This window comes from Sulfitobacter sp. M368 (assembly GCF_025141875.1).
Classification (GTDB): domain Bacteria; phylum Pseudomonadota; class Alphaproteobacteria; order Rhodobacterales; family Rhodobacteraceae; genus Sulfitobacter; species Sulfitobacter mediterraneus_A.
Map to the genome: position 1 here is coordinate 685,803 of NZ_CP081113.1, position 26,392 is coordinate 712,194.

Below are 26,392 nucleotides of genomic sequence, written 5' to 3' on the forward strand. Positions count from 1 at the left end.
GATGGCACGCGACGCAAAACGCACCAAGCGTAAGGTCTCCAAGAACATCGCCGCAGGTGTGGCGCATGTGAACAGCTCCTTCAACAACACCAAGATCCTGATCTCGGATGTTCAAGGTAACGCAATCAGCTGGTCCTCTGCCGGCACCATGGGTTTCAAAGGGTCGCGTAAATCGACACCTTATGCCGCCCAGATGGCTGCTGAGGATGCAGGCCGCAAGGCACAGGAACACGGCGTGAAAACGCTGGAAGTCGAAGTGCAGGGTCCGGGCTCTGGTCGTGAAAGCGCATTGCGCGCTCTGGCGGCTGCAGGCTTTAACATCACGTCGATCCGTGACGTGACACCCATGGCCCACAACGGCTGCCGTCCACCTAAGCGCCGCCGCGTTTAAGAGGGCACGATATTGTCTGGGGCTGCGCACGTCACGCGGCCCCAAAAGCATTTTTGAAACCTCGAGCGTTTGCGCCTTTTGGACATGAGGCACAAACAAGGATGGAGGGACACATGATCCACAAAAATTGGGCTGAATTGATCAAACCACAACAGCTGGACGTCAAGCCGGGCAATGACCCTGCGCGTCAGGCGACCGTGATGGCAGAACCGCTTGAGCGCGGTTTTGGTCTGACAATGGGCAACGCCCTGCGCCGGGTGCTGATGAGCAGCCTTCAGGGTGCCGCGATCACATCCGTACAGATCGACAACGTGCTGCATGAGTTCTCTTCGGTGGCTGGTGTGCGTGAAGACGTGACCGACATCATTTTGAACCTCAAAGGTGTTTCCTTGCGTATGGAAGTCGAAGGGCCAAAGCGCCTGTCGATTTCTGCCAAGGGTCCGGGTGTTGTCACAGCCGGTGACATCAGCGAGTCCGCTGGTATCGAAATTCTGAACCGTGACCATGTGATCTGCCACCTCGATGATGGTGCCGACGTTTACATGGAGCTGATCGTCAACACCGGCAAAGGCTATGTCTCTGCCGAAAAGAACAAGCCGGAAGATGCGCCAATTGGCCTGATCCCGATTGATGCGATCTATTCTCCGGTCAAGAAAGTGTCTTATGATGTGCAGCCGACCCGTGAAGGTCAGGTGCTGGATTATGACAAGCTGACCATGAAAGTGGAAACAGACGGGTCCATCACACCGGATGACGCCGTGGCCTTTGCCGCGCGTATTCTGCAGGACCAGCTGGGCATTTTCGTGAACTTTGATGAACCGGAATCCGCGTCCCGCCAGGACGACGATGATGGTCTGGAATTCAACCCGCTGCTGCTGAAGAAAGTGGACGAGCTGGAGCTTTCCGTGCGTTCGGCAAACTGCCTCAAGAACGACAACATCGTTTATATCGGCGATCTGATCCAGAAAACCGAAGCCGAAATGCTGCGCACACCGAACTTCGGCCGCAAATCCTTGAACGAGATCAAGGAAGTGCTGTCGGGTATGGGGCTGCACCTCGGCATGGACGTCGAAGACTGGCCGCCAGACAACATCGAAGACCTCGCCAAGAAGTTCGAGGATTCTTTCTAAGAAACGTGAGGTGGGGTGAACCCCACCTTACATCCACCACGACTGGGCATCTTGCCCCAAGGAGAGCGGTTGACACGCATCAGCCGCCAGACAAAGCAAAACGGCCCGTAGAGGGCACCAAATTGGAGACTAGAAAATGCGTCACGCACGTGGATATCGCCGCCTGAACCGTACACATGAGCACCGCAAGGCGCTCTGGGCAAACATGGCCGGCTCGCTCATCGAACATGAGCAAATCAAAACGACTTTGCCAAAAGCAAAAGAACTGCGCCCGATCATCGAGAAGCTGATCACGCTGGCGAAACGCGGCGATCTGCACGCCCGCCGTCAGGCCGCGTCCAAGCTCAAGCAGGATCAGTATGTCGCGAAATTGTTCGACATCCTTGGTCCGCGCTACAAAGACCGCCAGGGTGGTTATGTGCGCGTTCTCAAAGCGGGCTTCCGCTATGGGGACATGGCGCCCATGGCGATCATCGAATTTGTTGATCGTGACCGCGACGCAAAAGGCGCAGGCGATAAAGCCCGCCTGGCAGCGGAAGAAGCCGCAGAATAAGTTAAGGCCGCAGATTGCGACCCGGAAAGCCCCGCCATTGGCGGGGTTTTTTGTTTTGGCCGGGGCGCATTGAGTATTTAGAGCCAAAAAGGGCAGGGGAGTTGCGCATTTCATCACGGCTGCGCATATCTGGGATATGAAGATATTTGTTTTAATTCTCGCGCTGATGGCTGGCCCCCTGACCGCGCAGCAGCAGGTGCCGCAGAGCGCGGCGCAGATGCAGCTGAGCTTTGTGCCCTTGGTCAAAGAGGCAACGCCCGCCGTTGTGAACATCTACGCCAAGATCATTACCCAGGCACAGCGCACCCCGTTGCAGCGCGATCCGTTTTTCGAGCGGTTCTTTCGTGATCCCTATTCCGAAAAGCCGCGCGTGCAAAACTCGCTTGGCTCCGGTGTGATCCTGTCTGCGGATGGGATTGTTGTGTCCAATTATCACGTCGTTGGCATGGCGACGGAGATCCGTGTGGTTTTGAATGACCGGCGTGAATACAACGCGCGGGTCTTGTTGGGGGATCGGGATGCGGATCTGGCCATCCTCAAGATTGATGCCGAAGAGGATTTGCCGTTCCTGACCCTTCGCGGCAGCGAAACGGTTGAGGTCGGCGAACTGGCCTTGGCCATCGGCAACCCCTTTGGGGTAGGCCAGACCGTCAGCAGCGGGATTGTCTCCGGTTTGGCCCGCAGCGGCGCGGGAGGTGGCAATTCGGGCCTTGGTTATTTCATCCAGACCGACGCGCCGATCAATCCGGGGAATTCGGGCGGTGCGTTGATTGACATGGCTGGGCGGTTGATTGGCATCAACACTTCTATTCTCACGCGATCCGGCGGCAGCAACGGGATCGGGTTTGCCATTCCGGCAGATCTGGTTGCGGCCTTTGTTGAACGCGCGCGGGATGGTGCCACGGAATTTGACCGCCCCTGGGCGGGGATCAGCGGGCAGCCTGTCGATAGCGACATGGCGGCGACACTGGGGCTGGACCGGTCGGGGGGTATCATCGTGTCGGGTCTGCATGCGGCCAGCCCCTTCCTTGCGGCGGGCTTGGAGGTTGGTGATGTGATTTTGGAAGTTGGCGGCGCTGCGGTGAACACCCCGGCTGAGATGGTCTACCGGATGAGCGTCGCGGGCCTCGGCCGCGAAACCCCGGTGCTATATCTGCGCGGCGGCAAGCGATTTGAGGTCCAGGTTGCGTTGATCTCCGCCCCCGACGAGCCGCCACGCGATCAGATCGTGATGACCGAGCGAAGCCTGCTGCCCGGTCTGGTGCTGGCGCGGATCAATCCGGCGGTGATCTCCGAAATGAACTTGCCACTTGAAGCAACCGGTGTGGTGGTGGTTGAGGCGGGCCGCTTTGCCCAGCGGGTCGGGCTGCGGCGCGGGGACGTGATCGTGAACATCAACGAGACCGAGATTTCCAGCCCCGAAGACGCTGCTGAATTGCTGAGCGGCAAAGTTCGCTGGATCGAGATGACCTTGCAGCGCGGCGACCGGCGTACGCTCTTGCGGTTCCGAGTGTAAGTGATGGCTGATCTGTTTGATGATGGCACGGCCGCGGCACCGGATAATGCGCATCGCCCCTTGGCGGATCGGTTGCGCCCACGGGCCTTGTCCGAGGTGATCGGCCAGCAAAAGGTACTGGGGCCGGACGCACCGCTCACGGTGATGCTGGCCTCTGGCGCATTGTCCTCGCTGGTGTTCTGGGGGCCGCCCGGTGTGGGAAAGACTACGATTGCGCGGCTTCTGGCGGATGAAACGGACCTGCATTTTGTGCAGATCAGCGCGATTTTCAGCGGTGTTCCTGAGCTGCGCAAGGTATTTGAGGCGGCCAAAATCCGGCGGCAAAACGGGCAGGGCACCTTGCTGTTTGTCGATGAGATCCACCGGTTTAACAAGGCGCAGCAGGACGGGTTTTTGCCGCATATGGAGGATGGCACGATCTTGTTGGTTGGTGCCACGACCGAGAATCCCAGTTTTGAGTTGAACGCCGCTGTGCTGAGCCGGGCGCAGGTGCTTGTGCTTGAACGCTTGCCCCTGGCCGATCTGGAGTTGCTGGCGCAACGGGCGGAAAAGGAGCTGGACAAGGCTTTGCCGCTGGACGGGCCTGCGCGTGAGGCCTTACTTGAAATGGCCGATGGCGACGGGCGTGCCTTGCTGAACCTGATTGAACAAGTCTCCGCGTGGAAGGTGGAGGGCAAGCTTGATCCGGCCGCATTGTCCCAGCGGTTGATGCGGCGGGCGGCGCAATACGACAAGAGTGGTGATGCCCATTACAATCTGATCAGTGCGCTGCATAAATCGGTGCGCGGCTCGGACCCGGACGCGGCGCTTTATTGGTTCGCTCGGATGCTGGAAGGCGGCGAAGACCCGCGTTTTCTTGCGCGGCGCATCACCCGTATGGCGGTAGAGGATATCGGGTTGGCCGACCCACAGGCGCAGGCGGTTTGCTTGCAATCGTGGCAGACCTATGAGCGGCTTGGCAGCCCCGAGGGAGAATTGGCCTTGGCGCAGGCCGTGGCCTATCTGGCCCTGGCACCAAAATCCAACGCGACTTATGTGGCCTACAAGGGGGCGCGCCGCGCCGCCAAGGAGACCGGATCAGAGCCACCGCCGAAACATATCCTCAATGCACCTTCCAAATTGATGAAGGAGCAGGGCTATGGCGATGGCTATGCCTATGACCATGATGCCGAAGACGGGTTTTCCGGACAGAACTATTTTCCTGAAACGATGAAGCGGCCGGTGCTCTATGTTCCGGTAGAGCGCGGGTTTGAACGCGAGTTGAAAAAGCGGCTGGATTATTTTGCGAAACTGCGTCTCAAACGGGGCGATCCGGAATAACGGCGCGACGCGGCCTGCAAAACTTGACAATCCGCGCCCAAAGCGTGACAGACCCCAGATGTTTTCAACCCTGTCCCTCGTTGCCCTTGGCGGTGCTGTTGGTGCCGCGCTTCGGTATCTGTCCGGTGTGGCCATGATGCGCCTGACCGGCCCGCAAGAGTTTCCGCTGGCGATCCTGACGGTGAATGTCCTTGGGTCGTTCTTGATGGGGGTTTTTGTGGTGGTGGCTGCGCATCGCGGTTTGACCCATCTGAGCCCTTTGGTGATGACCGGGCTTTTGGGCGGGTTCACCACGTTTTCGGCGTTTTCGCTTGAGACTGTGACGTTGATGGAACGGGGACAGATTGGTGCGGCGGGGCTTTATGTGGCGTTGTCAGTGGGCCTGTCTGTTGCGGGTTTGATGTTGGGCCTTTGGATGGCCAGAGGAGTTTTGGTATGAGCCGTGTTCAGACCCTGATTGTAGAAGAAGGCGATGGCGACCAACGCCTGGACCGTTGGTTCAAGCGCATGTTTCCGCTGATCTCGCAGGGGCGTATCGAAAAGATGTGCCGCAAAGGGGAGATTCGCGTGAATGGCGGGCGGGTCAAGGGATCGACGCGGCTTGAGGCCGGGCAGGAGGTGCGCATTCCGCCGCTTCCAGACAGTGAGGCTCCGCCACCGCCCAAGCGCACGCGCGTCACTGATGCGGATGCGAAATTTATCCGTTCCTGCGTGATTTATCGCGACGATCACGTGATCGCGTTGAACAAACCGCCGGGCCTGCCGGTGCAAGGCGGATCGGGGCAATCGGATCGGCATGTGGATGCACTGGCCGAGGCATTGATGTTTGAGCTGGACGAAAAGCCGCGGCTTGTTCACCGGCTTGATAAGGACACATCGGGTGTCTTGATCATGGCGCGGACCCGCAGTGTGGCGGCGGCACTGACCGCATCCTTCCGGCACCGCGAGACCCGGAAAATCTACTGGGCCGCCGTTGCCGGCGTGCCGCATCCCAAGAACGGGCAAATCAAGTTTGGCTTGATGAAAGCAGGCGGGCATGGTGCGCGCGGTGAGGGCGAAAAGATGGTTGCGGTGCATCCGCGCGATGTCGATTCTACCGAAGGGGCCAAACGGGCCACAACCGATTACGCGGTTCTGGCGCAGGCTGGCACGCGGACCTGTTGGGCAGCCCTCATTCCGGTCACGGGGCGGACGCACCAATTGCGGGCGCATATGGCCGAGATCGGTCATCCGATTGTTGGCGATGGCAAATACGGTGGATCAGGGCAGGACAACATGGGTGACGGTTGGGGGGCGCAGTTGGGCGGCGACATCTCCAAAAAACTGCATTTGCATGCGCGGTCTTTGACCATTGAACATCCGGTGACCAAGGCCAGTCTCAACCTTGTTGCGCCGCTGCCAGACCATATGCAACGGACTTGGGAGACCTTCCAGTGGTCGCCAAGTGACGTTCCCGCCGATCCGTTTGAGGAAGACTGGGGATGAGGGACAGATTGAAACTGGTTCTCTTTGATGTCGATGGCACCCTCGTCGACAGTCAGGGCGACATCGTCGCGGCGATGACCCGCGCCTTTGCTGCGGTGGATGCGCCGCTGCCGGAACGGGCGAAGTTGCTGAGCATTGTCGGGTTGTCGCTGGATGTCGCAATGCCAACGCTGGCCCCTGACCAGACTGACGCGGCGCACCAGAAAATGATTGAAAGCTACAAGGCCGCTTATATGGAGCTGCGGGCGCAATTCGGTGTGGCGCAATCCTCGCCGCTGTATCCGGGTGCGATGGATGCTTTGCGCAGCTTGCAGGCTATACCGGAGGTTTTGCTTGGGATTGCCACCGGCAAATCCCGCCGCGGGTTGGACAAGTTGATTGAGGGGCATGCTCTTGAGGGGCTCTTCGTAACGCAGCAGGTTGCGGATTTTCACCCGTCCAAACCGCATCCTTCAATGATCTTGCAGGCCATGCAGGACGCGGGTGTTGAGCCTGCGGATACGGTGATGATCGGCGACACCAGCTTTGACATGGAAATGGCACGCGCCGCAGGGGTGCGGGGCATTGGCGTCAATTGGGGGTATCACCCGGCAGAACGGCTTGGCGATGCCCATGTATTGATCGATGATTATGCCGAATTGGCATCAACGCTTGATCGCATCTGGGGTGTCTGAAGATGGGCGATTGGAAAGCCAAGCGATTTTGGAAAGAGGCGCAGGTTGCAGACCATGAGGATGGCTTTGCGGTGCTGCTGGATGGACGGTCCATCAAGACGCCTGCCAAGCGTAACCTGATCCTGCCCACCCGCGCCATGGCGCAGGCGGTTGCGGTCGAATGGGACGCGCAGGAGGGTGAGATCAAACCCGAGACAATGCCAGTGACCAAGACTGCAAATGCCGCATTGGACAAGGTTGCCATTCAGCGTGGCGAGGTAGCGGATATGCTGGCCGCCTATGGCGACAGTGATCTGCTTTGCTATCGCGCTGATACACCAGAAGAGCTGGTCGCGCGGCAAGCGGCGCAGTGGGATCCGATTCTGGACTGGGCTGCCGAAAATTTGGGCGCCCGTCTCGAGACGCGTACCGGGGTCATCCACAAGCCCCAGGACCAACAGGCGCTGGCGGCTCTCAGCGCCAGAACCCATGCGCTTGACGCATTTCAGTTGGCGGCGTTTCACGATCTGGTGAGCCTGTCCGGATCTCTTGTTCTGGGCTTTGCCGCGATCGAGAAACTGCATGATATCGAGGTTTTGTGGGAGATATCGCGGCTCGATGAGATCTGGCAGATTGAACACTGGGGCGTCGACGACGAAGCTGAGGCGCTAACATCGTTGAAAAAGTCCAGTTTTCTGCATGCAGAGCGTATGTTCACCCTTTGTTGCGATGTCTAACTGGGGTTGACTTTGAGAAGCAGGGTTCACCCATAGATTCGCACCGGTTTGCGCCTGCTTTTTGCGCAACCTACCCTTGACCTTACGGCCTGATTTCGAGCAGACTGCAATGCACTGAGCAGGCTCGCCCTGCGACGTATCGCCTCCGGCCCGATCAACGGGTCGGTATAACCGCCCAAAACGTGGCGGACTATCAGGAAGAGGTTAACATGAAAAAATCTGTAATTTTCGGCGCACTGACCGTTGCGGGTCTTGCTGCCGGCGCGGCAGCGGCCGGTACACTGGACGATGTGAAAGCACGCGGTAAGCTGAACTGCGGTGTGACCACGGGTCTGGTGGGCTTTGCTGCCCCCGACGCGAACGGCGAATGGAAAGGCTTTGACGTTGCGGTATGCCGCGCGGTTGCAGCCGCCGTTCTGGGTGACGCATCCGCTGTAGAATTCGTACCGACTACCGGTAAAACACGCTTTACCGCGCTGGCGTCCGGCGAAATCGACATGCTGGCACGTAACACCACATGGACATTCTCCCGCGACGTCGATCTGAAGTTCGATTTCGTTGGCGTGAACTACTATGACGGTCAGGGCTTTATGGTTCCCAAAGACCTCGGTGTTTCTTCCGCGAAAGATCTTGATGGCGCAACAGTCTGCATTCAGACCGGTACAACAACCGAACTGAACCTGGCCGACTTCTTCCGTGCCAACAACATCAACTATGAGCCGGTGCCAATCGAAACAAACGCCGAAGCGCAGCAGCAGTACCTCGCTGGCGCGTGCGACGTTTTCACAACGGACGCATCCGGCCTGGCCGCGACACGTGCGACATTCGAAGATCCTGCCGGTCACACACTGCTGCCAGAGATCATCTCCAAAGAGCCACTCGGCCCGCTTGTTCGCCACGGCGACAACGAATGGGGTGACGTGGTCCGTTGGACACTGAACGCATTGATCACAGCTGAAGAGCTGGGCGTGTCTTCCGCCAACGTTGGCGAAATGGCATCCAACACCAACAACCCTGAGATCGCCCGCCTGCTGGGCACTGAAGGTACGCTTGGTGAAATGCTCGGCCTGGACGCCGATTGGGCCAAGCGCGCAATCGAAACACAGGGCAACTACGGTGAAATCTTTGCCAAGAACATTGGCGAAGACACACCAATCGGTCTGGCCCGAGGCCTGAACGCTCAGTGGACAGACGGCGGTCTGCTGTACTCGCCTCCTTTCCGCTAAAAACCATACCAAAGGGCGCAGGAAAATCCTGCGCCCTTTGTGTATCACGACCGCGCTGCACATTTCATAGCAGCGACCAATAATGACCCGGAACCACGTCACGCTCAAAGTGGCAAATAACAAGGTCCGGGACACGGGGAACAGCTTCATGACAACATTTACCGACCCTCCTACGGAGTCGTTCCGGCTATCTATGCTGCTGAACGATACCCGCTATCGGTCCGGAACGATGCAAGCCATTGCCGCGATCCTGCTGGCACTTGCCTTGTTCTACCTTTACTCAAATCTCTCGGCCAACCTGAAGGCGGCGGGGCTTAATATCTCCTTTGACTTCCTGGGAAGCCCGGCGGGCTATGATATTAACCAGACGCTGATCGACTATAACAGTCAATCCAGCAATCTTCAGGCCGCCATAGTTGGCATTCTGAATACACTGCTGGTTGCCTCTCTGGCCTGTATCACCGCGACTGTCTTTGGTGTTCTGGCTGGCGTTCTGCGCCTGTCGAATAACTGGCTGGTGCGCAAGCTCATGGCGTTCTATGTCGAGATCTTCCGCAATATTCCGGTGCTGATCTGGGTCATCATTATCTTTACGATCATGACGGCCGTTTTGCCCGGGCCGCGGGAATTCCGCGGTGACAACGCGACATCTTCGATGTTCCTCGACCTCTTTGCCTTTACCAACCGGGGTGTTTACACGCCCGGTCCGCAATTCACCAACGGGTTTGGTGGTGCAATTGATTGGCTTTTGGTGATCGCGGTTCTTTTGGCCTCGCTCTTTGCCACCCGCGCTGTCACGGCCAGTGCCAATCAAAAGCAAGCCGACACAGGCGTGCGGCCCAAAACGCTTTGGGTTAACCTGGCGATCTGGTTTCTGCCGGTGATTGCATTGTTGACGATCCTGGGGCTGACCTGGGATGTGCCAGAGCTGAAGGGCTTTAACTTCAGCGGCGGTCTCAAAATTGGTGGTCCGCTGATCGCGTTGTGGTTCGCCCTGTCGATCTATACGGGTGCCTTTATCGCAGAAAACGTGCGTGCGGGTATTCAGGCGGTGTCCAAAGGCCAGACCGAAGCGGCAGGCGCCCTTGGTTTGCGGCCCAATCGGGTGATGAGCCTCGTTGTCTTGCCTCAAGCCCTGCGGGTGATCATCCCGCCGCTGATTTCGCAGTATCTGAACATCACCAAGAACTCGTCACTGGCGATCGCTGTTGGCTATGCCGACATCACGGCGACGCTGGGCGGTATCACATTGAACCAGACGGGGCGCGCCATTGAATGCATCCTGCTGCTGATGTTGTTCTATCTTGTGATCTCATTGGTGATCTCTGCTGTGATGAACGTCTACAACAACGCCATGAAACTGAAGGAGCGCTGAGATGTCAGATACACATGCACAGTCCGTCGCCTTCGTGCGCGATACGGCAATCCCGCCATCTCCGGCCCCGTCCAATGCGGCAGGCCCGATCAAATGGATGCGCGACAACTTGTTTGCCACCTGGGCCAATGCCCTTCTGACAGTTGCCTCGCTCTATGTGATCTTTCTGGTCCTGTCGGCAACGCTGCCTTGGATCTTTGGCGGGCTTTGGACAACCTCGTCCCTGGCTGAATGCCGTGAGGTGCTTCAGGGCAGATCCGCGGCCTGTTTCTCGGTTCTGACGGACCGTTGGAACCAGCTGCTGTTCGGGTTCAAATATCCGGTTGATCTGTACTGGCGTCCAACAGTGGCCTTTGTGCTGCTGTTTGTAGCGGGCGCACCGGTGTTGTTCTTTGATCTGCCGCGCAAGCTGCTGATCGTGACGGCGCTGTACCCTTTCATCGCTTACTATCTGATCTGGGGCGGCACAATTTGGACGCCTTTGTTTGCGCTGGCCGGTTTTGGTGTTGGCTACTACGTCTACAGCATGCTGGTGCACCGCAGTTTTGCGATCGGTTTTTTTGGCGGCATTGCTGCTGCGATCGTCGCCTGGATAGTGGGCAGCTTTCTTGCGGGTGCTTTGGCCTCTGAGACACCGTTCTTGGAAGCCGTGCCAAGCCGTGACATGGGGGGCTTTATGCTCAACATGATGCTTGGTGTGACCTGTGTGTCGCTGTCCTTGCCTATCGGCATTGCGCTGGCACTGGGCCGTCAATCCTCCATGCCGCTGATCAAAGTGGTCTGTGTGGTCTTCATTGAATTTATTCGTGGTGTGCCACTGATCACCTTGCTTTTTGTTGCAAACGTTATGCTGGCGTACTTCTTCCCACCCGGTTCCGGTGTGGATCTGTTCCTGCGTGTGGTGATCATGATCACCATGTTCTCTTCGGCCTATATTGCCGAAGTGATCCGGGGTGGCCTCGCTGCCCTGCCAAAAGGTCAGTATGAAGCAGCCGACAGTCTGGGTCTTGATTACCCGCAGGCAATGCGGCTGATCATTCTGCCACAGGCGCTCAAGATCTCCATTCCGGGCATCGTGAACATTGCGGTGGGTCTGTTCAAAGACACCACACTGGTTTCGGTGATTTCCATGTTCGACCTCGTCGGCATGATCCGGGGGCCGATCCTTGCGTCCACAGACTGGAACGGGGTGTACTGGGAGCTTCTGGGCTTTGCCGCGCTTCTGTTCTTCGTCGTTTGCTACGGCATTTCACAATATTCGCAGTGGCTGGAACGCCGCCTTGCGACAGATCATCGTTAAAGGGAGGGTTTAGGCATGGCCGAAACCGCACAGATGAAAGTTTCCGACGAAGTCGCGATTTCCATCCAACAAATGAACAAATGGTACGGCAGCTTCCATGTGCTGCGTGACATTGACCTGACCGTTTATCAGGGCGAACGCATCGTGATTTGCGGGCCTTCCGGGTCCGGTAAATCAACGCTGATCCGCTGCATCAACGCATTGGAAGAGCACCAGAAAGGGTCGATCACCGTGGATGGCACGTTGCTGTCTTCGGATCTCAAGAACATCGACAAGATCCGGTCAGAGGTCGGCATGTGCTTTCAGCACTTCAACCTCTTCCCGCATCTGAGCATTCTGGAAAACCTGACTTTGGCTCCGATCTGGGTGCGCAAAACGCCCAAGAAAGAAGCCGAAGAAGTGGCGATGCATTATCTCGAAAAGGTAAAGATCCCGGATCAGGCGAACAAGTACCCCGGTCAGTTGTCCGGCGGTCAGCAGCAGCGTGTGGCGATTGCCCGTTCGCTCTGCATGAAGCCGCGGATCATGTTGTTTGATGAACCGACATCGGCGCTTGACCCCGAGATGATCAAAGAGGTTCTCGACACAATGATCGAGCTTGCCGAAGAAGGCATGACAATGCTTTGCGTGACGCACGAGATGGGTTTTGCCCGTCAGGTGGCGAACCGCGTGATCTTTATGGATGAAGGTCAGATCGTCGAACAGAACGAGCCGGAAGAGTTCTTTAACAACCCGCAGTCCCCACGGACACAGTTGTTCCTGAGCCAGATTCTGGGTCACTAAAAACGGGGCGGGTTGAACCCCGCCCTCCAGATCAAAGCGCGCGCGGCACCACAAAGTGTCGCGCGTTTGCTTGTCCCCAGTCGGCATCTGCCCAAAGGTCGATGTCAAAGTCAGCCACCAGCGTTGCCCCCGTCGGATAGCGCTGAAAATCGGGATCATCTGGCATCTGCGTCACCAATTCCGCTGCGGCGATGGAAATGCCAGGGTTGTGGCCGATCACCAGAACGCAGCCACCTTCAGCCTTGCGCAGTTCTTTGAGAATCTCATGGTGGGTCGCCAGATAAAGAGTGCGGGCAATCGTGGTCTCAATCTCGGTTGGCAGATCGAGGCGCACCAAGGTTTCACGCGTGCGGATCGCGGAGGAACACAAGACTTGATCGGGGATCAGCCCCTCATGGCGCAGCCAATCGCCCAGTGACGCGGCACCTTTGCGGCCGCGCGGGTTCAAAGGGCGGTCATGATCGCTGCTGGCGCCGCCGGACCAATCGGATTTGGCATGCCGCATCAATATCAGGCGTTTCATCTCAGTCCCCTTTGAATTGTTGCATGTGATAGGCCGATTGCGCGGGCAGGCGGCCAAAGCGTTGCGATACCGGACAGCTCCGCCGTACGCCGCAGCCATTCTGCAGGCTGTCTGCGCCCTCTGGCGTGCCCAGATAGGCCCGGCAACGTGCCGTGTCGTATCCCGATGGTACCAACGCCCCGATAGGGCAGGCGGTGCGGCAGGGCTGGTCTGTGCAGCTTTCACAAGGGCCTGCAGGGGGCGGCGGCAGGTCGATGTTCTCGGTCAGTGCCAACGCCCCGCGAAAGGACACAAACAACCCGGCCTGGTCGTGGACCAGAAACTGGACGGGAGAGCTGTGAATGCGCCCCGTGCGCAGCGCCCAGCTATAGAACGGCAGGAAGGGTGCGCCGCCAAATGGAAAAAGCGGCGTTGCATCCAGTTCTGTGGCCCAGTCGCCAATCACCCGTTCCGACCAACGGTCCACCGGATCGGGAGCGCCATCTTGCCATTCGGGGCTTTGGGTTATTGCCGGCCAAAACGCCGGTTCGTCTGGCCCCAGCAGGATCAGCGTCGCGCATCCCTCGGGGGCGCCATCATCAGGGGTAGGGTGAAAACCGCCAAGAATGGTCAAATGCCGCGTGGTCGCGGCTTGCTGCAGCCGCGCCAGTGTCATCCCTTGCGGATGATGCTGCCTGCACCATGTTCGGTGAACAGCTCAAGCAGGCAGGCGTTCGGTGCACGTCCATCAATAATCACCGCCGCCCGGACACCCCCGTCAATCGCGGCCAGCGCGGTCTCTGTCTTGGGGATCATACCGCCCGCGATGGTGCCATCCGCGACCATGTCGCGGATCTGATCTGACGTCAGTTCGGTCAGCACCTCGCCGGCGCTGTTTTTGACGCCAGCAACATCTGTCAACAGCAACAGGCGATCCGCCTTGAGCGCCGCGGCAATTGCCCCCGCTGCCGTGTCACCGTTGATATTAAATGTCTCGCCATTGGCGCCCATGCCAAGCGGGGCAATCACCGGAATAATGCCCTTGTCCGCCAGATCACGCAGGATGCGCGGATCGACCTTGCTCGGCTTGCCAACAAGGCCCAACGCGGGGTTCTCAGGCTCGCACATGATCAGCCCGCTGTCCTTGCCGGACAGGCCCACCGCACGGCCACCCTGTTCGGTGATCGCCTGAACAATACGCGCATTGACCAGACCGGAGAGGACCATTTCCACCACTTCCATGGTGGCGGCATCGGTCACACGTTTGCCATCCACGAATTCCGACTGAATATCGAGCCGATTGAGCATGGCGTTGATCATTGGCCCGCCGCCATGCACCACAACAGGGTTCACGCCAATCTGCCGCATCAGGGTCACGTCACGGGCAAATTCCTGCATTGCCTCATCACTGCCCATGGCATGCCCGCCAAGTTTGATCACCACAGTGGCGTCAGCATAGCGTTGCAGATAGGGGAGCGCCTGACTGAGCGTCTGGGCGGTGGCAATCCAATCGCGGTTCATGTCTTGTTTTCTCATCTTCGGGCCTTTGGTCCAGACAGCATAGGTGCCTGTTTCAGATCATTCCAGCGTGGCGATGATGGCACGCAATGTGGGAATGCCCCAGCCTTTTTCGGAAGAAGTGACAACAATTTCAGGATAGGCGGCAGGGTGTTTGGTCAAGGCGCCGCGCACCTGTTCCAAAATTTTCTCGCGTTCCTTTTCCTTGACCTTGTCAGCCTTGGTCAACACCACCTGAAACGTCACGGCAGAGCTGTCGAGCAGGCTCATAATCTCGTCGTCGACCTTTTTCACGCCGTGTCGGGAGTCAATCAGTACAAAGGCCCGGCGCAGGGTCTGACGGCCCGACAGATATTGCTTGAGCAGCCGTTGCCACTTTTCGACCACGGGCAGGGGCGCATTGGCATAACCATAGCCCGGCAAATCCACGAGGTAATGGCTTTCACCAGCGGTGAAAAAGTTGATCTCTTGTGTGCGCCCCGGCGTGTTCGACGCCCGCGCGAGGGCTTTGGTGCCAGTCAATGCGTTGATCAGGCTTGATTTCCCAACGTTGGAGCGCCCGGCAAAGCAAACCTCCATCCGGTCGGGATCCGGCAAGCCGGACATCGCCACGACACCTTTTACAAATTCGGTTTCGCCCGCAAACAAGAGCCGGCCATGTTCGGCTGTCTGTGCATCCGGTTCTTCGGCCAATGTGAAGGTCATCTGCATGTCAGAGCACCACCAATGTATCGCCAAGCGCCACGCGTCCGGCCTGTGTTACCTCGGCATAGATGCCAAAATCCTGATGGTCCCAATTGCTGTTCAGCAGGGCCAATGTGTCCACGTCGCGCACGCCGGTCTCAGGGTTCGCTGTGGTGGCAAGGCACCGCAGGATCGGTTCTCGCACGGTCAGCCGCGCCTCGCCCAGGGCAAGTTCCTTACCGATCCAATTCAGTTCTTCCCAAGCCTCGGCGCCCTTGAACCAGATGTTGCCGCGCCAGCGCAGCGGCGACAGGTCTTGTCCTGCCTTCTGGGAAACGGCGGCATGGGAGGCCGTGTTGCACAGGCTGATCGAAGCAAAATCGGTGTCGGTAAATCCGCGGTTGTCCAGACGCAAAATGCGGTCTGGCAGGGCGCGGTTCTGCGGCACCAATGGCGCGACCCAATCCATGAACCGGTCGCCTTCGCTGTCCGGTGCGAAGGTCAGATCTGGCCGCTCTGGATGGGTCAGGGTCAACTGTCCCGTGCTTTCGTTCAGCACGGCATTGATCGCCATCAGTTTGGGCGCTTTGGAGCCACGGCTGAAGTTGGCGCAGGGCGCCCATTCTGTGCCATCCGCCTTGGACGCGTCATGCGCAACCGCCCAGGTGCGGTCAAACGGCATGGATTGGCCTGCGCTTAACGTTACCGCGTCAAGGGCTTCGCGCCCATGACTTTTGAGCGGGTGACGATAAAGCGCGGAAACCTGCATTACTTGTCCGCATCCGCCTTTGGTTTCCGCTTGAAGCTGCCAGTGATGTTGCCCAATAGATCAGGCTTGTAGCCCTGGCTGCGCATGATCAGATACTGCTGCGTAAAGGTGATGGTGTTGTTGGCAATCCAGTAGACCACCAGACCGCTGGCAAAGCTGCCGAGCATGAACATGAACACCCAAGGCATCCAGGCAAAGATCATCTGCTGTGTCGGGTCTGTGGGCGCCGGGTTCAGCTTTTGCTGAAGCCACATGGAAATGCCCAGCAGCAGCGGCAGGATACCGATAAAGACCAGCGCCATGATGCTGCCAGCCTCTGGACCACCCCAGGGCAAGAGGCCGAAGAGGTTGAACAATGAGGTTGGATCAGGCGCGGAGAGATCCTGGAATGGGCCAAAGAACGGTGCATGGCGCAGTTCGATGGTCACAAAGATCACCTTGTAGAGCGAGAAGAAGATCGGGATCTGCAAGAGGATCGGCAAACAGCCCGCTGCGGGGTTCACTTTTTCCTTCTTGTAGAGCTCCATCATGCCCTGCTGCATCTTCTGACGGTCTTCGCCAGCCTCAGCCTTGAGCTTCTCCATTTGCGGCTGAAGCTCTTTCATCTTGGCCATCGACACGTAGGATTTGTATGCCAGAGGGAACAGGATCGCCTTGATGATCAGCGTCAAACCGATGATCGACCATCCCATGTTGCCAATCAGTTTGTTCAACTCATGCAGCAACCAGAAAATCGGCTTGGTCAGGAAAAAGAAGATGCCCCAGTCAATACTGTCGATGAATTTGGCGACGCCTGCGGATTCGTATGCGCGCAGGATGCCCCATTCTTTGGCCCCTGCAAAAAACTGGGTACTGACTTCGCTGGAACCACCCGCCGCGATGGTTTGCGTGGGCAGGCGCGTGACGGCGCGGTAGACCTCGGAGCGGGCGTCGTAGGTCAAGGCCTGGTCAAAGGTCTGGCCTTTGGACGGAATCATGATGGCCTGCCAGAAGTGGTCGGTAAAGCCGATCCAGCCTTCTTGCACGTCTTCCTGAACAATGGCCTGGCGGCCCCATTTCTGGTTCAGGTCCGCTTCGGCGATGTCGTCCCAATCGGTTTCGCTAAGTTCGCCATCGGCGACGGCAACCGCGCCCTCGTGCAGGATAAAAAAGTTCTCCAGATCGTCAGGCAGGGTGTGCTGCACGATCATACCATAAGGCGCGATGCTCACCGGTGCGTCGCCATTGTTGGTGACGCTTTGGGTCAGCGTGAACATATAGTTGTCATCGACCGCGATCGTGCGGCCAAAGACCTGTCCTGCGCCATTGTCCCAGGTCAGGGTGACGGGTTGGCCAACGGCAAGCATGTCACCGCTGGCCAGTGTCCATGATGTTTCCGGGCCGGGGACGGCAGAGGGGTCGATGCCCGCGCCTGCGGCCCAGCCTTGCAGCGCGTAATAGGCATCCGAAGATCCTTGTGGGGACAGCATGGTGACAATCGGCGCGTCGTCATCCAGCGTGGTGCGATAGTCCTTGAGCTTCAGATCGTCGATCCTGCCACCCAACAGCGAGATCGAGCCGGTGAGGCGCGGCGTTTCGATCTGCACGCGCGGTGCCTCGGCCAGGGCCGGAGCGGGCGTAGTTGCGCCCGTGGCTATGGGCGCGGCGGCGGTATCGGCAGGGGCGGCCGGGACTGTGGCGTCTGCCTCCGTGGTCTGGACCGTGCCGTCGATGGGTGTGTCCGGCTCTGGCGGCGGGAAAAACACGAACCAAACAAGGATCACGATGAAACTGAGTGCCGTTGCAAGGATTAGATTCTTGTTCTGTTCGTCCATTGGGACAGCCACCTGATGTCTCTTAATATCAGCGTGGGTTGAACAGAGTGCAGACCTAAAGGTCAAGCAGATTCGGGTCTGGCGGGCGGGTCCAAAGGCCGCAATAGCGCGGTTTTTGGGCTTTGGGCGCGATTGCGGGCCCATCAGGGGGCTGCGGGCGGGTTACTTTCCCTTTCCGTCCATGATGCGCGGTACGTCTTCAAGTTTGGCGGTATGGCGGGTAATCCAATCGAGTGTCTGTTCAAATGGCATTGGGCGTGCGATGCCGAAACCTTGGACGTGATCGCAGCCCAATTGCGCCAAAAGCACGTGTTCGCCAACGGTTTCCACACCTTCTGCCAACGTCTCGATCCCTAGTCTTTCCGCCATGGTCAGGATGGCGCTGATCATGCGCTGCTGCTCGGGGTCGCGGTCTGCTTTCATTACAAAGGAACGGTCGATCTTGATCCGGCTGACCGAAAAACGCCGGATGGAAGCGATGGAAGCATGGCCCGTTCCAAAATCATCCAGATCTATGCGGCAGCCCAATTGCCCCAGTGCGTTGATGTTGCGGGTGATCACGTCATCGGGTGAATTGGCGACCACGGTTTCCAGAACCTCGACCGCCAATCGGTCCGGGGTGAGATCAAAGCGGTCAAGCTCCCATTTGATTTTCTCGGTCAGGCGCGGATTGTTCAGCTCTGATCCGGCAAAATTAACGCCAACTTGCGGCACATCGAGGGATGCACCATCCCATGCTTTGAGCGCGGCAAAGGCGTGATACATCATCACCTCGGCCAGACGCTCAAGCAATCCGGCCTCTTCGATCGCAGGCAAAAACTCTGCCGGTGAAATCAGCCCGCGAATGGGATGTGACCAACGCGCCAATGCTTCAAAACCGGTGATCTGCCCCGTGTCCGTTGAGATTTGCGGCTGGAACCATGGTTGAATTTGTCCCGCCTCCAGTGCGGCGGCAACTTCTTCGCGCAGTTCCGCGCGGGTGCGGGTTTCTTTCTTCATCTGGTCTGAATAGGCGCGGATCGCAGACGGGGCATGCCGCCCGGCGTCTTGCAGGGCTATCAGCGCCGCGTCGAGCCAAGCTGCGCCGGATGTTCCTGGTGCCCGCTTGATGTGGCAAAAGCCCACCGATGCAGAAACATAGATGCTGAACCCTTCAACCGATACCGGATCTTCGATGGCCGTCTGAATGCGGCCTGCCAACTGGATGCACAATTCCAGATCCAACTGCCGCACCGAGGACGTGCAGATCGCGAATTGGGCCTCGTCATATTGGCCAATTGCGTCATCTGCCCGCAAGGCAGACGCCATGCGTTCGCCCACCCGGCGAACAACCAGATCTGCGGCGGACTGGCCATAGCGATCCACGACCTGATCGTACTCGTCGAGCGCCACACAGAGGATGGCCGCATTCTGTCCCTTGGCCTGTACGGCCAGATAGGTTTGTTCAACGAGGTCTTCGAAAGCGCTGCGTTGCAACAGGCCGCTGATCGCGTCCCTTGGATAAAAGAACCCTTTTTGCATCCGTCCGCTGGCCAGATAGATCAATGGCAAAAGCGCCGAGATCATGATCAGGGCACGTTCACCGCCGAACCAAAACACCATGAGCGAAATCGCCGGAAGAAAGGCAAAGAGCGGCGGCCAAGCGAGCGCCCTGACCAAAAGCTGGTGCATGCGGGTCAGCAGAGAGATCTGTTTTCTTGCCATAACCAAAGCCTAAGCCATGGCCGGTCAGGTGCGGGTTAATGGCCCACAGCTTTTTGATTTTGATTTAGTTCGAATTTTTCAGGTTTTGAGCGAAAGCCCGGTGAAATCGAACAGTTTCGGGTCAAGCAAATGCGATGGTCTCGCGTTCATCAAGGCGCGAAACATCACCTGACGGCGACCGGGACTGTTGCGTTCCCAGCTGTCGAGAATAGCCTTAACCTGTTGACGTTGCAGGCCATCTTGCGATCCGCAAAGGTCGCATGGGATGATCGGGTAATTCATTGCGGCCGCAAATTTCTCGCAGTCCACTTCGGCCACATGGGCGAGGGGGCGAAACACAAACAGATCGCCCTCTTCATTAACCAGTTTTGGCGGCATCGTGGCCAATCGCCCGCCGTGAAACAGGTTCATGAAAAATGTCTCTAGAATGTCGTCGCGATGGTGGCCCAGCACAACGGCGGAACAGCCTTCCTCGCGGGCAATGCGATAAAGATTACCGCGTCGCAGGCGTGAACACAGGGCGCAGAAGGTCCGCCCTTCGGGCACTTTGTCCATCACGATGGAATAGGTGTCTTGATATTCAATCCGGTGCGGCACGCCCATTTTCTCAAGGAATGCGGGGAGAACCGTGGCCGGAAAGCCGGGCTGCCCTTGATCCAGATTGCAGGCCAGAATGTCGACAGGCAAAAGACCGCGCCATTGCAGTTCGTGCAGGACAGCAAGCAGGGTATAACTGTCTTTGCCCCCTGACAGGCACACCAGCCATTTTGGCTTGTTTGCACCCGCGTCATGGGCTTCGGGGGGGATCATGCCGTATTGCTCAATCGCCTCGCGGGTATAACGCACGATACGTTTGCGGAGCTTCTTAAACTCCGTGGTCTGCGGGGCGCCGTGGAACAGGGCGTGAATTTCATCGGTGTGATCAAGCATGGGCTTTCTCTAGCTGTTGGCGCGGCGCGGCACAATCCACCGAATAATTGGGATGGGTGCCACAGGACACGCCTTGCGCTGCTGACGTGAGTGTGTCTTGACCCTTGGCGCGGCGCAGCACAATTTGGGATAGAGGCAAAACCGCCAAAGAATGAGGTCTCTTATGGGCAAGGGCAGAAGGCAGCTTGCATGGGTGTTGGCCGTTGCGCTGACGCTGGGTGCAGGCGGCGCGCAGGCCTGTGCCTTCCACGGCTATACGCCCAATCCGACGCTTGTTGATGTTCTGCTGGCGACCGAACAGGTGGCGCTGGGCCAGCCGGTGCCGGGCCGGGCAGGGCATTACCGGGTGAGACAGACCCTGGCAGGACCGCCCCTGACAGAAGTGGAGGTGCCACCGGGCTGGCGCTTGAACACCCCGCAGGATGGTCTGGTGCTGCTGGCGCGGGATGGGGCCTATGGCCATTGGCTGCCTCTGGCGGTGATGGAAGAACGCTTTGCCCAGGTGATCATGCAGGTGATGGCGCAGCAATCCAATTGGATCTACGGGGATGACGGGCCGCGCCTGCGGTTCTTTGCCCGGTTGGTGAACGATCCCAACCAACAACTGCGGGATCTGGCCCTGCAAGAACTGGACCGCGTGCCCTATGCCACCCTGCGCGCCGCGCCGCTGCCCAAGGTGCAGCGCCTGCCTCAGGATCTGGCATCAGGCGATGAGGCGCTATTGCCGATCCGGGTGTTGCTTGCCGGTCTGTCCAAAGACCGCGCCTTTGCCGCATATCTCAGGGCCGAGTTGGACAAGGCGGTGGGGCAGGATCTGCCCTATCTGGGGGCCTTTGCGGTGGCGTTGACGGAGCTGGAGGGCAAAGCGGGCGTACAGCGGATTTTTGAGGAATATCTACAGCCCGAGACTCTGCCTGAAAGCACGCAGGCTCGTCTGGTGCAGGCACTGGCGCTGCAATACCGCAATGGCCCGCGCGACACCCGCCGGATGATCGGGCGCGAGATGGCTGCCCATGCCCGCCGCTCGCCCCAGCTGGCCCGCCTCGCCAAAGAACATTTTGCCCTAGGCAGCCGTTGGCGACCTCCAGTTGCCACGAGCACGGATGAATTTGTGCTGGAACGGTGAAGGGCGGGGGCGATTTCTTGCAAGAAATCGGTTCGGAGATTTTGAAATCTCCGGGGGTTCACCCAAAATCAGGCGATTGCGCATTAATCGGGGACGTTGTCGATGCCGCTGCGGCCCCAGGGGTGGCATCGGGCTATGCGCCGTGCAGCCAGCCAGCCGCCTTTTAGGCCGCCATGCTTTTGCAGCGCTTCGAGGGCATAGGCGCTGCAAGTGGGGTGGTAGCGGCAGTTATGGCCGACCCAAGGGCTGAAGATGGCGCGGTAGGCCAGCACCGGCCAGGACAGAATGCGTGCAAGCGGGGTCACCGGCGTTTGCCGTGTAGAATGCCAAGCGCCTTGTGAAAATCGGCTAGAAGCTGATCAAACGGCAAATCAGCGGTGGCGTTCTTACGGCCAATCAACACGTAGTCATGGCCGGGTTTGCCCTGCTGCGGCAAGGTCAGGCGGGCCACCTCGCGCAGGCGCCGTTTGGCGCGGTTGCGAGCCACGGCATTGCCGACCTTCTTGGAACAGGTAAAACCCACGCGGACCTGATCCGGCGCTTCCGGTGTTTCGCCCTCGCGCCGCTTGCGCATTTGCACGACAAAACCGGGCGTTGCCGTGTGGGCGGCGCGGCTGGCGCGTTGGAAGTCCGGGCGTTTGGTGAGGACCGTCAGACATGACGAAACCGCCGGCGGCGTATCCCGCAGCATGGCGTCAGTGCCATCTTTGGGTGCCTCCGGCGGTGTCATGTTACGTCAATCCGTCTGGCGCGATTACGCGCTCAGCGATTTCCGGCCCTGGGCGCGGCGTGCGTTGATGATCTTACGGCCCGCTTTGGTTGCCATGCGTGCACGGAAACCGTGGCGGCGCTTGCGCACAAGGTTCGAAGGTTGATAGGTGCGTTTCATCGCTCCGTCTCCACTTAATACTTACTGGATCTTCGGAATCGTTCCGGCCAGCGTCAATTCAAGCCCGTCCTCTAAAGCTGCTGGGGCGGCAAGTCAAACCCTCTGGGGCGGAAATCTGCGAGTCTTGCAACAATTTCCAAAAAACACGCTGCATATGTTTCAATGCGGGGGTTTGGACGGGTGCCAGGTGCCAAAAACCACACCGCTGATCAAGCGCCCGTGATAGACCTGTCGCCATGCGCTGCAACAGTCCATGTAGATAGGAACGCTACCCTGTTCCCTTTCCCGTGGTCCGAGACATGAGCCTGATGACTGATTCTAATGACGGAAAATCTACCGTGGCCCGTTATGCGCCCCTGATCGCGATTGCGGTGGTTGCGGCCATCGGGGCGTTCACCCTGCGCGATTACCTCAGCTTTGACACGCTGCGTGACAACCGCGAGGCGCTGATTGCCTTTCGCGACAGCAATTATCTGCTGACCGCGTTGATATTTGTGTTGTTTTATGTGCTGATCGTTGCCTTTTCGCTGCCAGGTGCAACCATTGCCACGCTGACCGGCGGCTTTCTGTTCGGCACCGCGCTGGGCACGGTTTTCAACGTGACCGGGGCGACAATTGGCGCGATCGTTATCTTTCAGGCCGCCCGCATGGGGTTGGGGGAACGGCTCAAGGCACGGATGGATGCCTCCGAAGGGATGGTGCGTAAGATCAAGCAGGGTATCGATGACAACCAGTGGTCGATGTTGTTCTTTATCCGGCTGGTGCCGGCGGTGCCGTTCTTTGTGGCCAATCTGTTGCCGGCGTTTCTGGGTGTGCCGCTGTACCGGTTTGCGGTTTCAACCTTTCTGGGGATCATTCCGGGGGCGGTTGTCTATACTTCGGTTGGTGCGGGCTTGGGCGCGGTGTTCGCCGCTGGTGAAACGCCCGATCTGGGGATCATCTTTGAGCCGCATATTCTTCTGCCGATCCTTGGCCTGTGCGCATTGTCGGTATTGCCCATCATCATCAAGGCCGTGACCGGCAAAAAGGAGCTGCTGAAATGAAGCGGATCAAAACAGATGTGTTGATCATCGGCGCTGGTTCTGGCGGGTTATCGGTTGCGGCGGGGGCCGTGCAAATGGGGGCGGATGTCACCCTTTTGGAAGGTCACAAGATGGGCGGCGATTGCCTGAACTATGGCTGTGTGCCCTCCAAGGCGCTGATTGCGACCGGCAAGGCGGCCCATGGCCAAACTCATGCGGCGCAATTCGGTGTTGCCGATGCGCCCGGCGAGGTGGATTACGCGGCGGCCAAGGATCACGTCGCCGATGTCATCGCGCAGATTGCCCCGGTGGATAGCGTTGAGCGGTTCGAAGGCCTTGGCGTGCGGGTGATTGAGGAATACGGGCGGTTTATTTCCGAGACCGAGGTACAGGCGGGCGATACCGTAATCACCGCAAGGCGGATCGTGATCGCCACGGGATCGTCACCCTTCGTTCCGCCGATCAATGGTCTGGATCAGGTGCCATACGAGACCAATGAGACATTGTTCGAGCTGCGCGAGAAGCCCGCGCATTTGTTGATTGTGGGCGGCGGTCCGATTGGGATGGAAATGGCGCAGGCCCATGTTCGCATGGGATGCAAGGTCACTGTCATCGAAGGGGCAACCGCGCTGGGCAAGGATGATTTGGAGCTGGCCGAGATCGTTCTGCAATCGCTGCGCGATGAAGGCGTGGTGATCGAGGAAGGCGCGAAGGTTTCCGAAGTGCGTGGCAAGGCGGGCGCAATTGAAGTGCTGGCCGAAGATGGCCGGCGTTTCAAAGGCTCGCATCTGTTGATGGCAGTGGGCCGCAAGGCCAACACGGAGAAGCTTGATCTGGAAAGGGCCGGGATCGAACCCCTGCGAAACGGGATCAAGGTTGATGACGGCCTGCGCACCACAAACCGCAAGGTCTATGCCATCGGCGATGTTGCGGGCGGACTGCAGTTTACCCATGTGGCAGGCTATCATGCCGGAGTGATCATTCGGTCCATGCTGTTTGGCCTGCCCAGCAAGGCCAAGACATCGCATATCCCTTGGGCAACCTATACCGATCCTGAACTTGCGCAGGTGGGCCTGTCCGAGGCGCAAGCGAAAGAGCAACACGGCGACAAGTTGGAGGTCGTGCGGTTTCACTACAACCACAACGACCGCGCCATTGCCGAACGCAAGACAAAGGGCCTGATCAAAGTGATGGTGGTCAAGGGCCGCCCGGTCGGTGCGTCGATTGTCGGCTATCAGGCGGGCGAGTTGATCAATCTTTGGGCCTTGGCGCTGGCCAATAATATGAAAATGAGCCAGATTGCCGCTATGGTTGCACCCTATCCAACCATCGGTGAGATCAACAAACGTGCGGCGGGTGCCTATTTCAGCCCGCGCCTTTTTGAAAGCCCAATGGTCAAACGGGTGGTGGGGCTGGTACAGCGGTTTCTGCCCTGAAGGGGGCGAACATGGTGTTTTGTGCGAAGGGTTAGAGGGTGAAGGCCACGATGATCAACTCCCTGTCCGGGCGATTGCTGATCCTGACGACAATCTTTGTGATGGTGGCCGAAGTGATGATCTTTGTCCCCTCCATTGCGCGGTTCCGCGAAGATTACATGCTCAACCGGCTTGAGCGGGCGCAGATCGCCTCTTTGGCGTTGCTGGCCGATGATATGCTTGATCCCGCGCTTGAGGAGGAGTTGCTCAAGAACGCCGAGGTGTTCAACGTGGTGCTGCGCCGCGATGAGGTGCGCCAGCTGATGCTGTCCTCCGATATGCCGCAAACCATCGCCGCCACTGTCGATCTGCGCGATGCAACGGCGATGGTGCTGATCCGCGACGCGATGCGCCGCCTGTTCCGCCCACAGAACGAAGTGATCCGCGTCATGGGAGAGCCTGTGCGCGAGGCCGGTCTACTGATCGAGATCACGATGGAAACCGCGCCGATGCGCATGGCGATGATCGACTATGGCCTGCGCATTCTGGTTCTGTCGGCGGTGATATCGGTGATCACCGCGTTGCTGCTCTTTCTGGCGATGCGGGCCTTACTGCTCAAACCCATCAAGGGCGTGGTTGGGCATATGCAACGCTATGCGCGTGCGCCCGAAGATGCCCGGCGGATCATTGAACCCTCTGCCAGCGTGACGGAATTGCGCGAGGCAGAGGTGGCGCTGAAAATGATGCAGACCGATTTGACCCAGGCGCTCAAGCAAAAGGAACGCCTGGCGCAGCTTGGCTCTGCTGTCAGCAAGATCAGCCACGATCTGCGCAACATCCTTGCCGCGGCGCAGCTGTTTACCGACCGTATCGAAACCTCCGAAGACCCGACCGTGCGGCGGCTTGCACCCAAGCTGGTTGGCTCCATCACCCGCGCGGTTCACCTGTGCGAGTCGACGCTGGCCTTTGGCAAGGCCGAGGAACCGGGGCCGACCCTCACGATGATGTCCATGGCCGAACTGGTCGAGGACGCGATCGAGGCAGAGCGGCTGGCGAGCCGCGACCAGAACCTCAGCTTTGCAGTGAACGTGCCAGCGGGCATGCAGCTGCGGGCTGATCCGGAACAGATGTACCGCGTTCTGTCGAATTTGGTGCGCAATGCGCGGCAAGCCTTGATGGCAACGGGGCAAGAGGGCGAAATCGGCGTCACGGCACTTGAAGATGATGCCGCCTGGCACATTGACGTCTCTGACACCGGGCCGGGTCTGCCACCGAAGGCGCAGGAACATCTCTTTACGCCTTTTCAGGGCGGTGCACGCAAGGGCGGCTCCGGTCTGGGCCTTGCGATTGCGGCCGAGCTTGTCAAAGGCCACGGCGGGTCATTGCACCTTGTGCGAACTGGTCAGGACGGTACATGTTTCAGAGTGACCCTGCCAAAAGGCGACGGCACCTTGTAGGGCGGGCATTGGTCAGCCGGTCGCAGGCCATTGCAAATAAGGCGTCCCGAATGCCGGTTCGATGGTGCTGGAGTATGAAAATCACCTAATCGT

General features: G+C 58.7%; 28 protein-coding genes. 17 read left to right on the forward strand and 11 right to left on the reverse strand.

The window, feature by feature from the left end; genetic code table 11:
- The first annotated feature begins 1 nt into the window (after position 1).
- The 13 genes from rpsK to K3754_RS03585 all read left to right on the forward strand — a co-directional run bounded on the left by rpsK (position 2) and on the right by K3754_RS03585 (position 12,469).
- Entirely contained in the window at positions 2 to 391 is a 390-nt protein-coding gene (gene rpsK / locus K3754_RS03525; RefSeq protein ID WP_025048073.1) for a 30S ribosomal protein S11, read from the forward strand.
- Between the two features lie 113 nt (positions 392 to 504).
- A complete protein-coding gene (locus K3754_RS03530) occupies positions 505 to 1,521 on the forward strand; it encodes a DNA-directed RNA polymerase subunit alpha (protein ID WP_025048072.1) in 1,017 nt (338 codons plus the stop codon).
- Between the two features lie 136 nt (positions 1,522 to 1,657).
- The gene (gene rplQ / locus K3754_RS03535) at positions 1,658 to 2,074 is read left to right on the forward strand and encodes a 50S ribosomal protein L17 (protein WP_025048071.1); all 417 of its coding nucleotides are present in this window, start codon (positions 1,658 to 1,660) and stop codon (positions 2,072 to 2,074) included.
- A 136-nt stretch (positions 2,075 to 2,210) separates the two neighbouring features.
- The gene (locus tag K3754_RS03540) at positions 2,211 to 3,590 is read left to right on the forward strand and encodes a trypsin-like peptidase domain-containing protein (protein ID WP_259941055.1); all 1,380 of its coding nucleotides are present in this window, start codon (positions 2,211 to 2,213) and stop codon (positions 3,588 to 3,590) included.
- Positions 3,591 to 3,593: 3 nt separating this feature from the next.
- Positions 3,594 to 4,910 carry a replication-associated recombination protein A gene (locus tag K3754_RS03545; RefSeq protein WP_259941057.1) on the forward strand — a complete coding sequence of 439 codons (1,317 nt, stop codon included), beginning with the start codon at positions 3,594 to 3,596 and terminating at the stop codon, positions 4,908 to 4,910.
- A gap of 58 nt (positions 4,911 to 4,968) precedes the next feature.
- A complete protein-coding gene (crcB, locus tag K3754_RS03550) occupies positions 4,969 to 5,349 on the forward strand; it encodes a fluoride efflux transporter CrcB (RefSeq protein ID WP_203209023.1) in 381 nt (126 codons plus the stop codon).
- Complete coding sequence (locus tag K3754_RS03555; protein WP_259941059.1) at positions 5,346 to 6,395, forward strand: RluA family pseudouridine synthase; 1,050 nt, start codon at positions 5,346 to 5,348, stop codon at positions 6,393 to 6,395. Before crcB ends, K3754_RS03555 begins: the two co-directional genes overlap by 4 nt.
- On the forward strand, positions 6,392 to 7,069 hold the full coding sequence (locus tag K3754_RS03560; RefSeq protein ID WP_259941062.1) for an HAD-IA family hydrolase: 678 nt from the start codon (positions 6,392 to 6,394) through the stop codon (positions 7,067 to 7,069). Before K3754_RS03555 ends, K3754_RS03560 begins: the two co-directional genes overlap by 4 nt.
- Positions 7,070 to 7,071: 2 nt before the next feature.
- A complete protein-coding gene (locus tag K3754_RS03565; protein ID WP_259941066.1) occupies positions 7,072 to 7,785 on the forward strand; it encodes an ATP12 family chaperone protein in 714 nt (237 codons plus the stop codon).
- A gap of 209 nt (positions 7,786 to 7,994) precedes the next feature.
- Positions 7,995 to 9,011: an amino acid ABC transporter substrate-binding protein gene (locus K3754_RS03570; RefSeq protein ID WP_203209019.1), complete on the forward strand. Its 1,017-nt coding sequence runs from the start codon at positions 7,995 to 7,997 to the stop codon at positions 9,009 to 9,011.
- 148 nt (positions 9,012 to 9,159) lie between these two features.
- Complete coding sequence (locus K3754_RS03575; RefSeq protein WP_203209018.1) at positions 9,160 to 10,386, forward strand: amino acid ABC transporter permease; 1,227 nt, start codon at positions 9,160 to 9,162, stop codon at positions 10,384 to 10,386.
- A gap of 1 nt (position 10,387) precedes the next feature.
- Entirely contained in the window at positions 10,388 to 11,686 is a 1,299-nt protein-coding gene (locus tag K3754_RS03580) for an amino acid ABC transporter permease (RefSeq protein WP_203209017.1), read from the forward strand.
- Between the two features lie 15 nt (positions 11,687 to 11,701).
- Positions 11,702 to 12,469 (forward strand): amino acid ABC transporter ATP-binding protein, encoded by a 768-nt coding sequence (locus tag K3754_RS03585; protein ID WP_037911168.1) that lies wholly within the window; start codon positions 11,702 to 11,704, stop codon positions 12,467 to 12,469.
- 31 nt (positions 12,470 to 12,500) lie between these two features.
- Here the strand turns inward: K3754_RS03585 and K3754_RS03590 are convergent, their stop codons facing one another.
- The 8 genes from K3754_RS03590 to ttcA all read right to left on the reverse strand — a co-directional run bounded on the left by K3754_RS03590 (position 12,501) and on the right by ttcA (position 20,390).
- Positions 12,501 to 12,992, reverse strand: a complete 492-nt coding sequence (locus K3754_RS03590) for a histidine phosphatase family protein (protein ID WP_259941077.1) — start codon at positions 12,990 to 12,992, stop codon at positions 12,501 to 12,503.
- 1 nt (position 12,993) lies between these two features.
- A complete protein-coding gene (locus tag K3754_RS03595) occupies positions 12,994 to 13,647 on the reverse strand; it encodes a ferredoxin (protein ID WP_259941080.1) in 654 nt (217 codons plus the stop codon).
- Positions 13,644 to 14,507 (reverse strand): acetylglutamate kinase, encoded by an 864-nt coding sequence (gene argB / locus K3754_RS03600; RefSeq protein ID WP_259941083.1) that lies wholly within the window; start codon positions 14,505 to 14,507, stop codon positions 13,644 to 13,646. Before argB ends, K3754_RS03595 begins: the two co-directional genes overlap by 4 nt.
- A 42-nt stretch (positions 14,508 to 14,549) precedes the next feature.
- Entirely contained in the window at positions 14,550 to 15,200 is a 651-nt protein-coding gene (yihA, locus tag K3754_RS03605) for a ribosome biogenesis GTP-binding protein YihA/YsxC (protein WP_203209013.1), read from the reverse strand.
- 1 nt (position 15,201) lies between these two features.
- A complete protein-coding gene (locus K3754_RS03610) occupies positions 15,202 to 15,942 on the reverse strand; it encodes an MOSC domain-containing protein (protein WP_203209012.1) in 741 nt (246 codons plus the stop codon).
- The gene (yidC, locus tag K3754_RS03615; protein ID WP_203209011.1) at positions 15,942 to 17,756 is read right to left on the reverse strand and encodes a membrane protein insertase YidC; all 1,815 of its coding nucleotides are present in this window, start codon (positions 17,754 to 17,756) and stop codon (positions 15,942 to 15,944) included. The genes K3754_RS03610 and yidC overlap by 1 nt, the downstream gene beginning before the upstream one ends.
- A gap of 162 nt (positions 17,757 to 17,918) precedes the next feature.
- Positions 17,919 to 19,460 (reverse strand): bifunctional diguanylate cyclase/phosphodiesterase, encoded by a 1,542-nt coding sequence (locus K3754_RS03620; RefSeq protein WP_259941089.1) that lies wholly within the window; start codon positions 19,458 to 19,460, stop codon positions 17,919 to 17,921.
- Positions 19,461 to 19,538: 78 nt separating this feature from the next.
- Positions 19,539 to 20,390 carry a tRNA 2-thiocytidine(32) synthetase TtcA gene (gene ttcA / locus K3754_RS03625; RefSeq protein ID WP_203209009.1) on the reverse strand — a complete coding sequence of 284 codons (852 nt, stop codon included), beginning with the start codon at positions 20,388 to 20,390 and terminating at the stop codon, positions 19,539 to 19,541.
- 163 nt (positions 20,391 to 20,553) lie between these two features.
- Between ttcA and K3754_RS03630 the strand changes: the two genes are divergently transcribed.
- The gene (locus K3754_RS03630; protein ID WP_259941094.1) at positions 20,554 to 21,516 is read left to right on the forward strand and encodes a hypothetical protein; all 963 of its coding nucleotides are present in this window, start codon (positions 20,554 to 20,556) and stop codon (positions 21,514 to 21,516) included.
- Positions 21,517 to 21,599: 83 nt separating this feature from the next.
- On the opposite strand, the gene yidD is transcribed toward K3754_RS03630, so the two are convergent.
- The 3 genes from yidD to rpmH are packed head-to-tail and all read right to left on the reverse strand — an operon-like array spanning position 21,600 to position 22,405.
- Positions 21,600 to 21,821: a membrane protein insertion efficiency factor YidD gene (gene yidD / locus K3754_RS03635; RefSeq protein WP_259941096.1), complete on the reverse strand. Its 222-nt coding sequence runs from the start codon at positions 21,819 to 21,821 to the stop codon at positions 21,600 to 21,602.
- Entirely contained in the window at positions 21,818 to 22,246 is a 429-nt protein-coding gene (gene rnpA, locus K3754_RS03640) for a ribonuclease P protein component (protein WP_259941099.1), read from the reverse strand. Before rnpA ends, yidD begins: the two co-directional genes overlap by 4 nt.
- Positions 22,247 to 22,270: 24 nt before the next feature.
- Positions 22,271 to 22,405 (reverse strand): 50S ribosomal protein L34, encoded by a 135-nt coding sequence (gene rpmH, locus K3754_RS03645; RefSeq protein ID WP_037911188.1) that lies wholly within the window; start codon positions 22,403 to 22,405, stop codon positions 22,271 to 22,273.
- Positions 22,406 to 22,713: 308 nt separating this feature from the next.
- On the opposite strand from rpmH, the gene K3754_RS03650 reads away from it, so the two are divergent.
- From K3754_RS03650 to K3754_RS03660, 3 genes are read left to right on the forward strand one after another with little or no spacing between them, the layout of a single operon-like run.
- Positions 22,714 to 23,448: a TVP38/TMEM64 family protein gene (locus K3754_RS03650; protein ID WP_259941106.1), complete on the forward strand. Its 735-nt coding sequence runs from the start codon at positions 22,714 to 22,716 to the stop codon at positions 23,446 to 23,448.
- Positions 23,445 to 24,863 (forward strand): NAD(P)/FAD-dependent oxidoreductase, encoded by a 1,419-nt coding sequence (locus tag K3754_RS03655; RefSeq protein ID WP_259941108.1) that lies wholly within the window; start codon positions 23,445 to 23,447, stop codon positions 24,861 to 24,863. The genes K3754_RS03650 and K3754_RS03655 overlap by 4 nt, the downstream gene beginning before the upstream one ends.
- A 50-nt stretch (positions 24,864 to 24,913) precedes the next feature.
- Positions 24,914 to 26,299 (forward strand): HAMP domain-containing sensor histidine kinase, encoded by a 1,386-nt coding sequence (locus K3754_RS03660; protein WP_203212219.1) that lies wholly within the window; start codon positions 24,914 to 24,916, stop codon positions 26,297 to 26,299.
- Positions 26,300 to 26,392 lie beyond the last annotated feature (93 nt).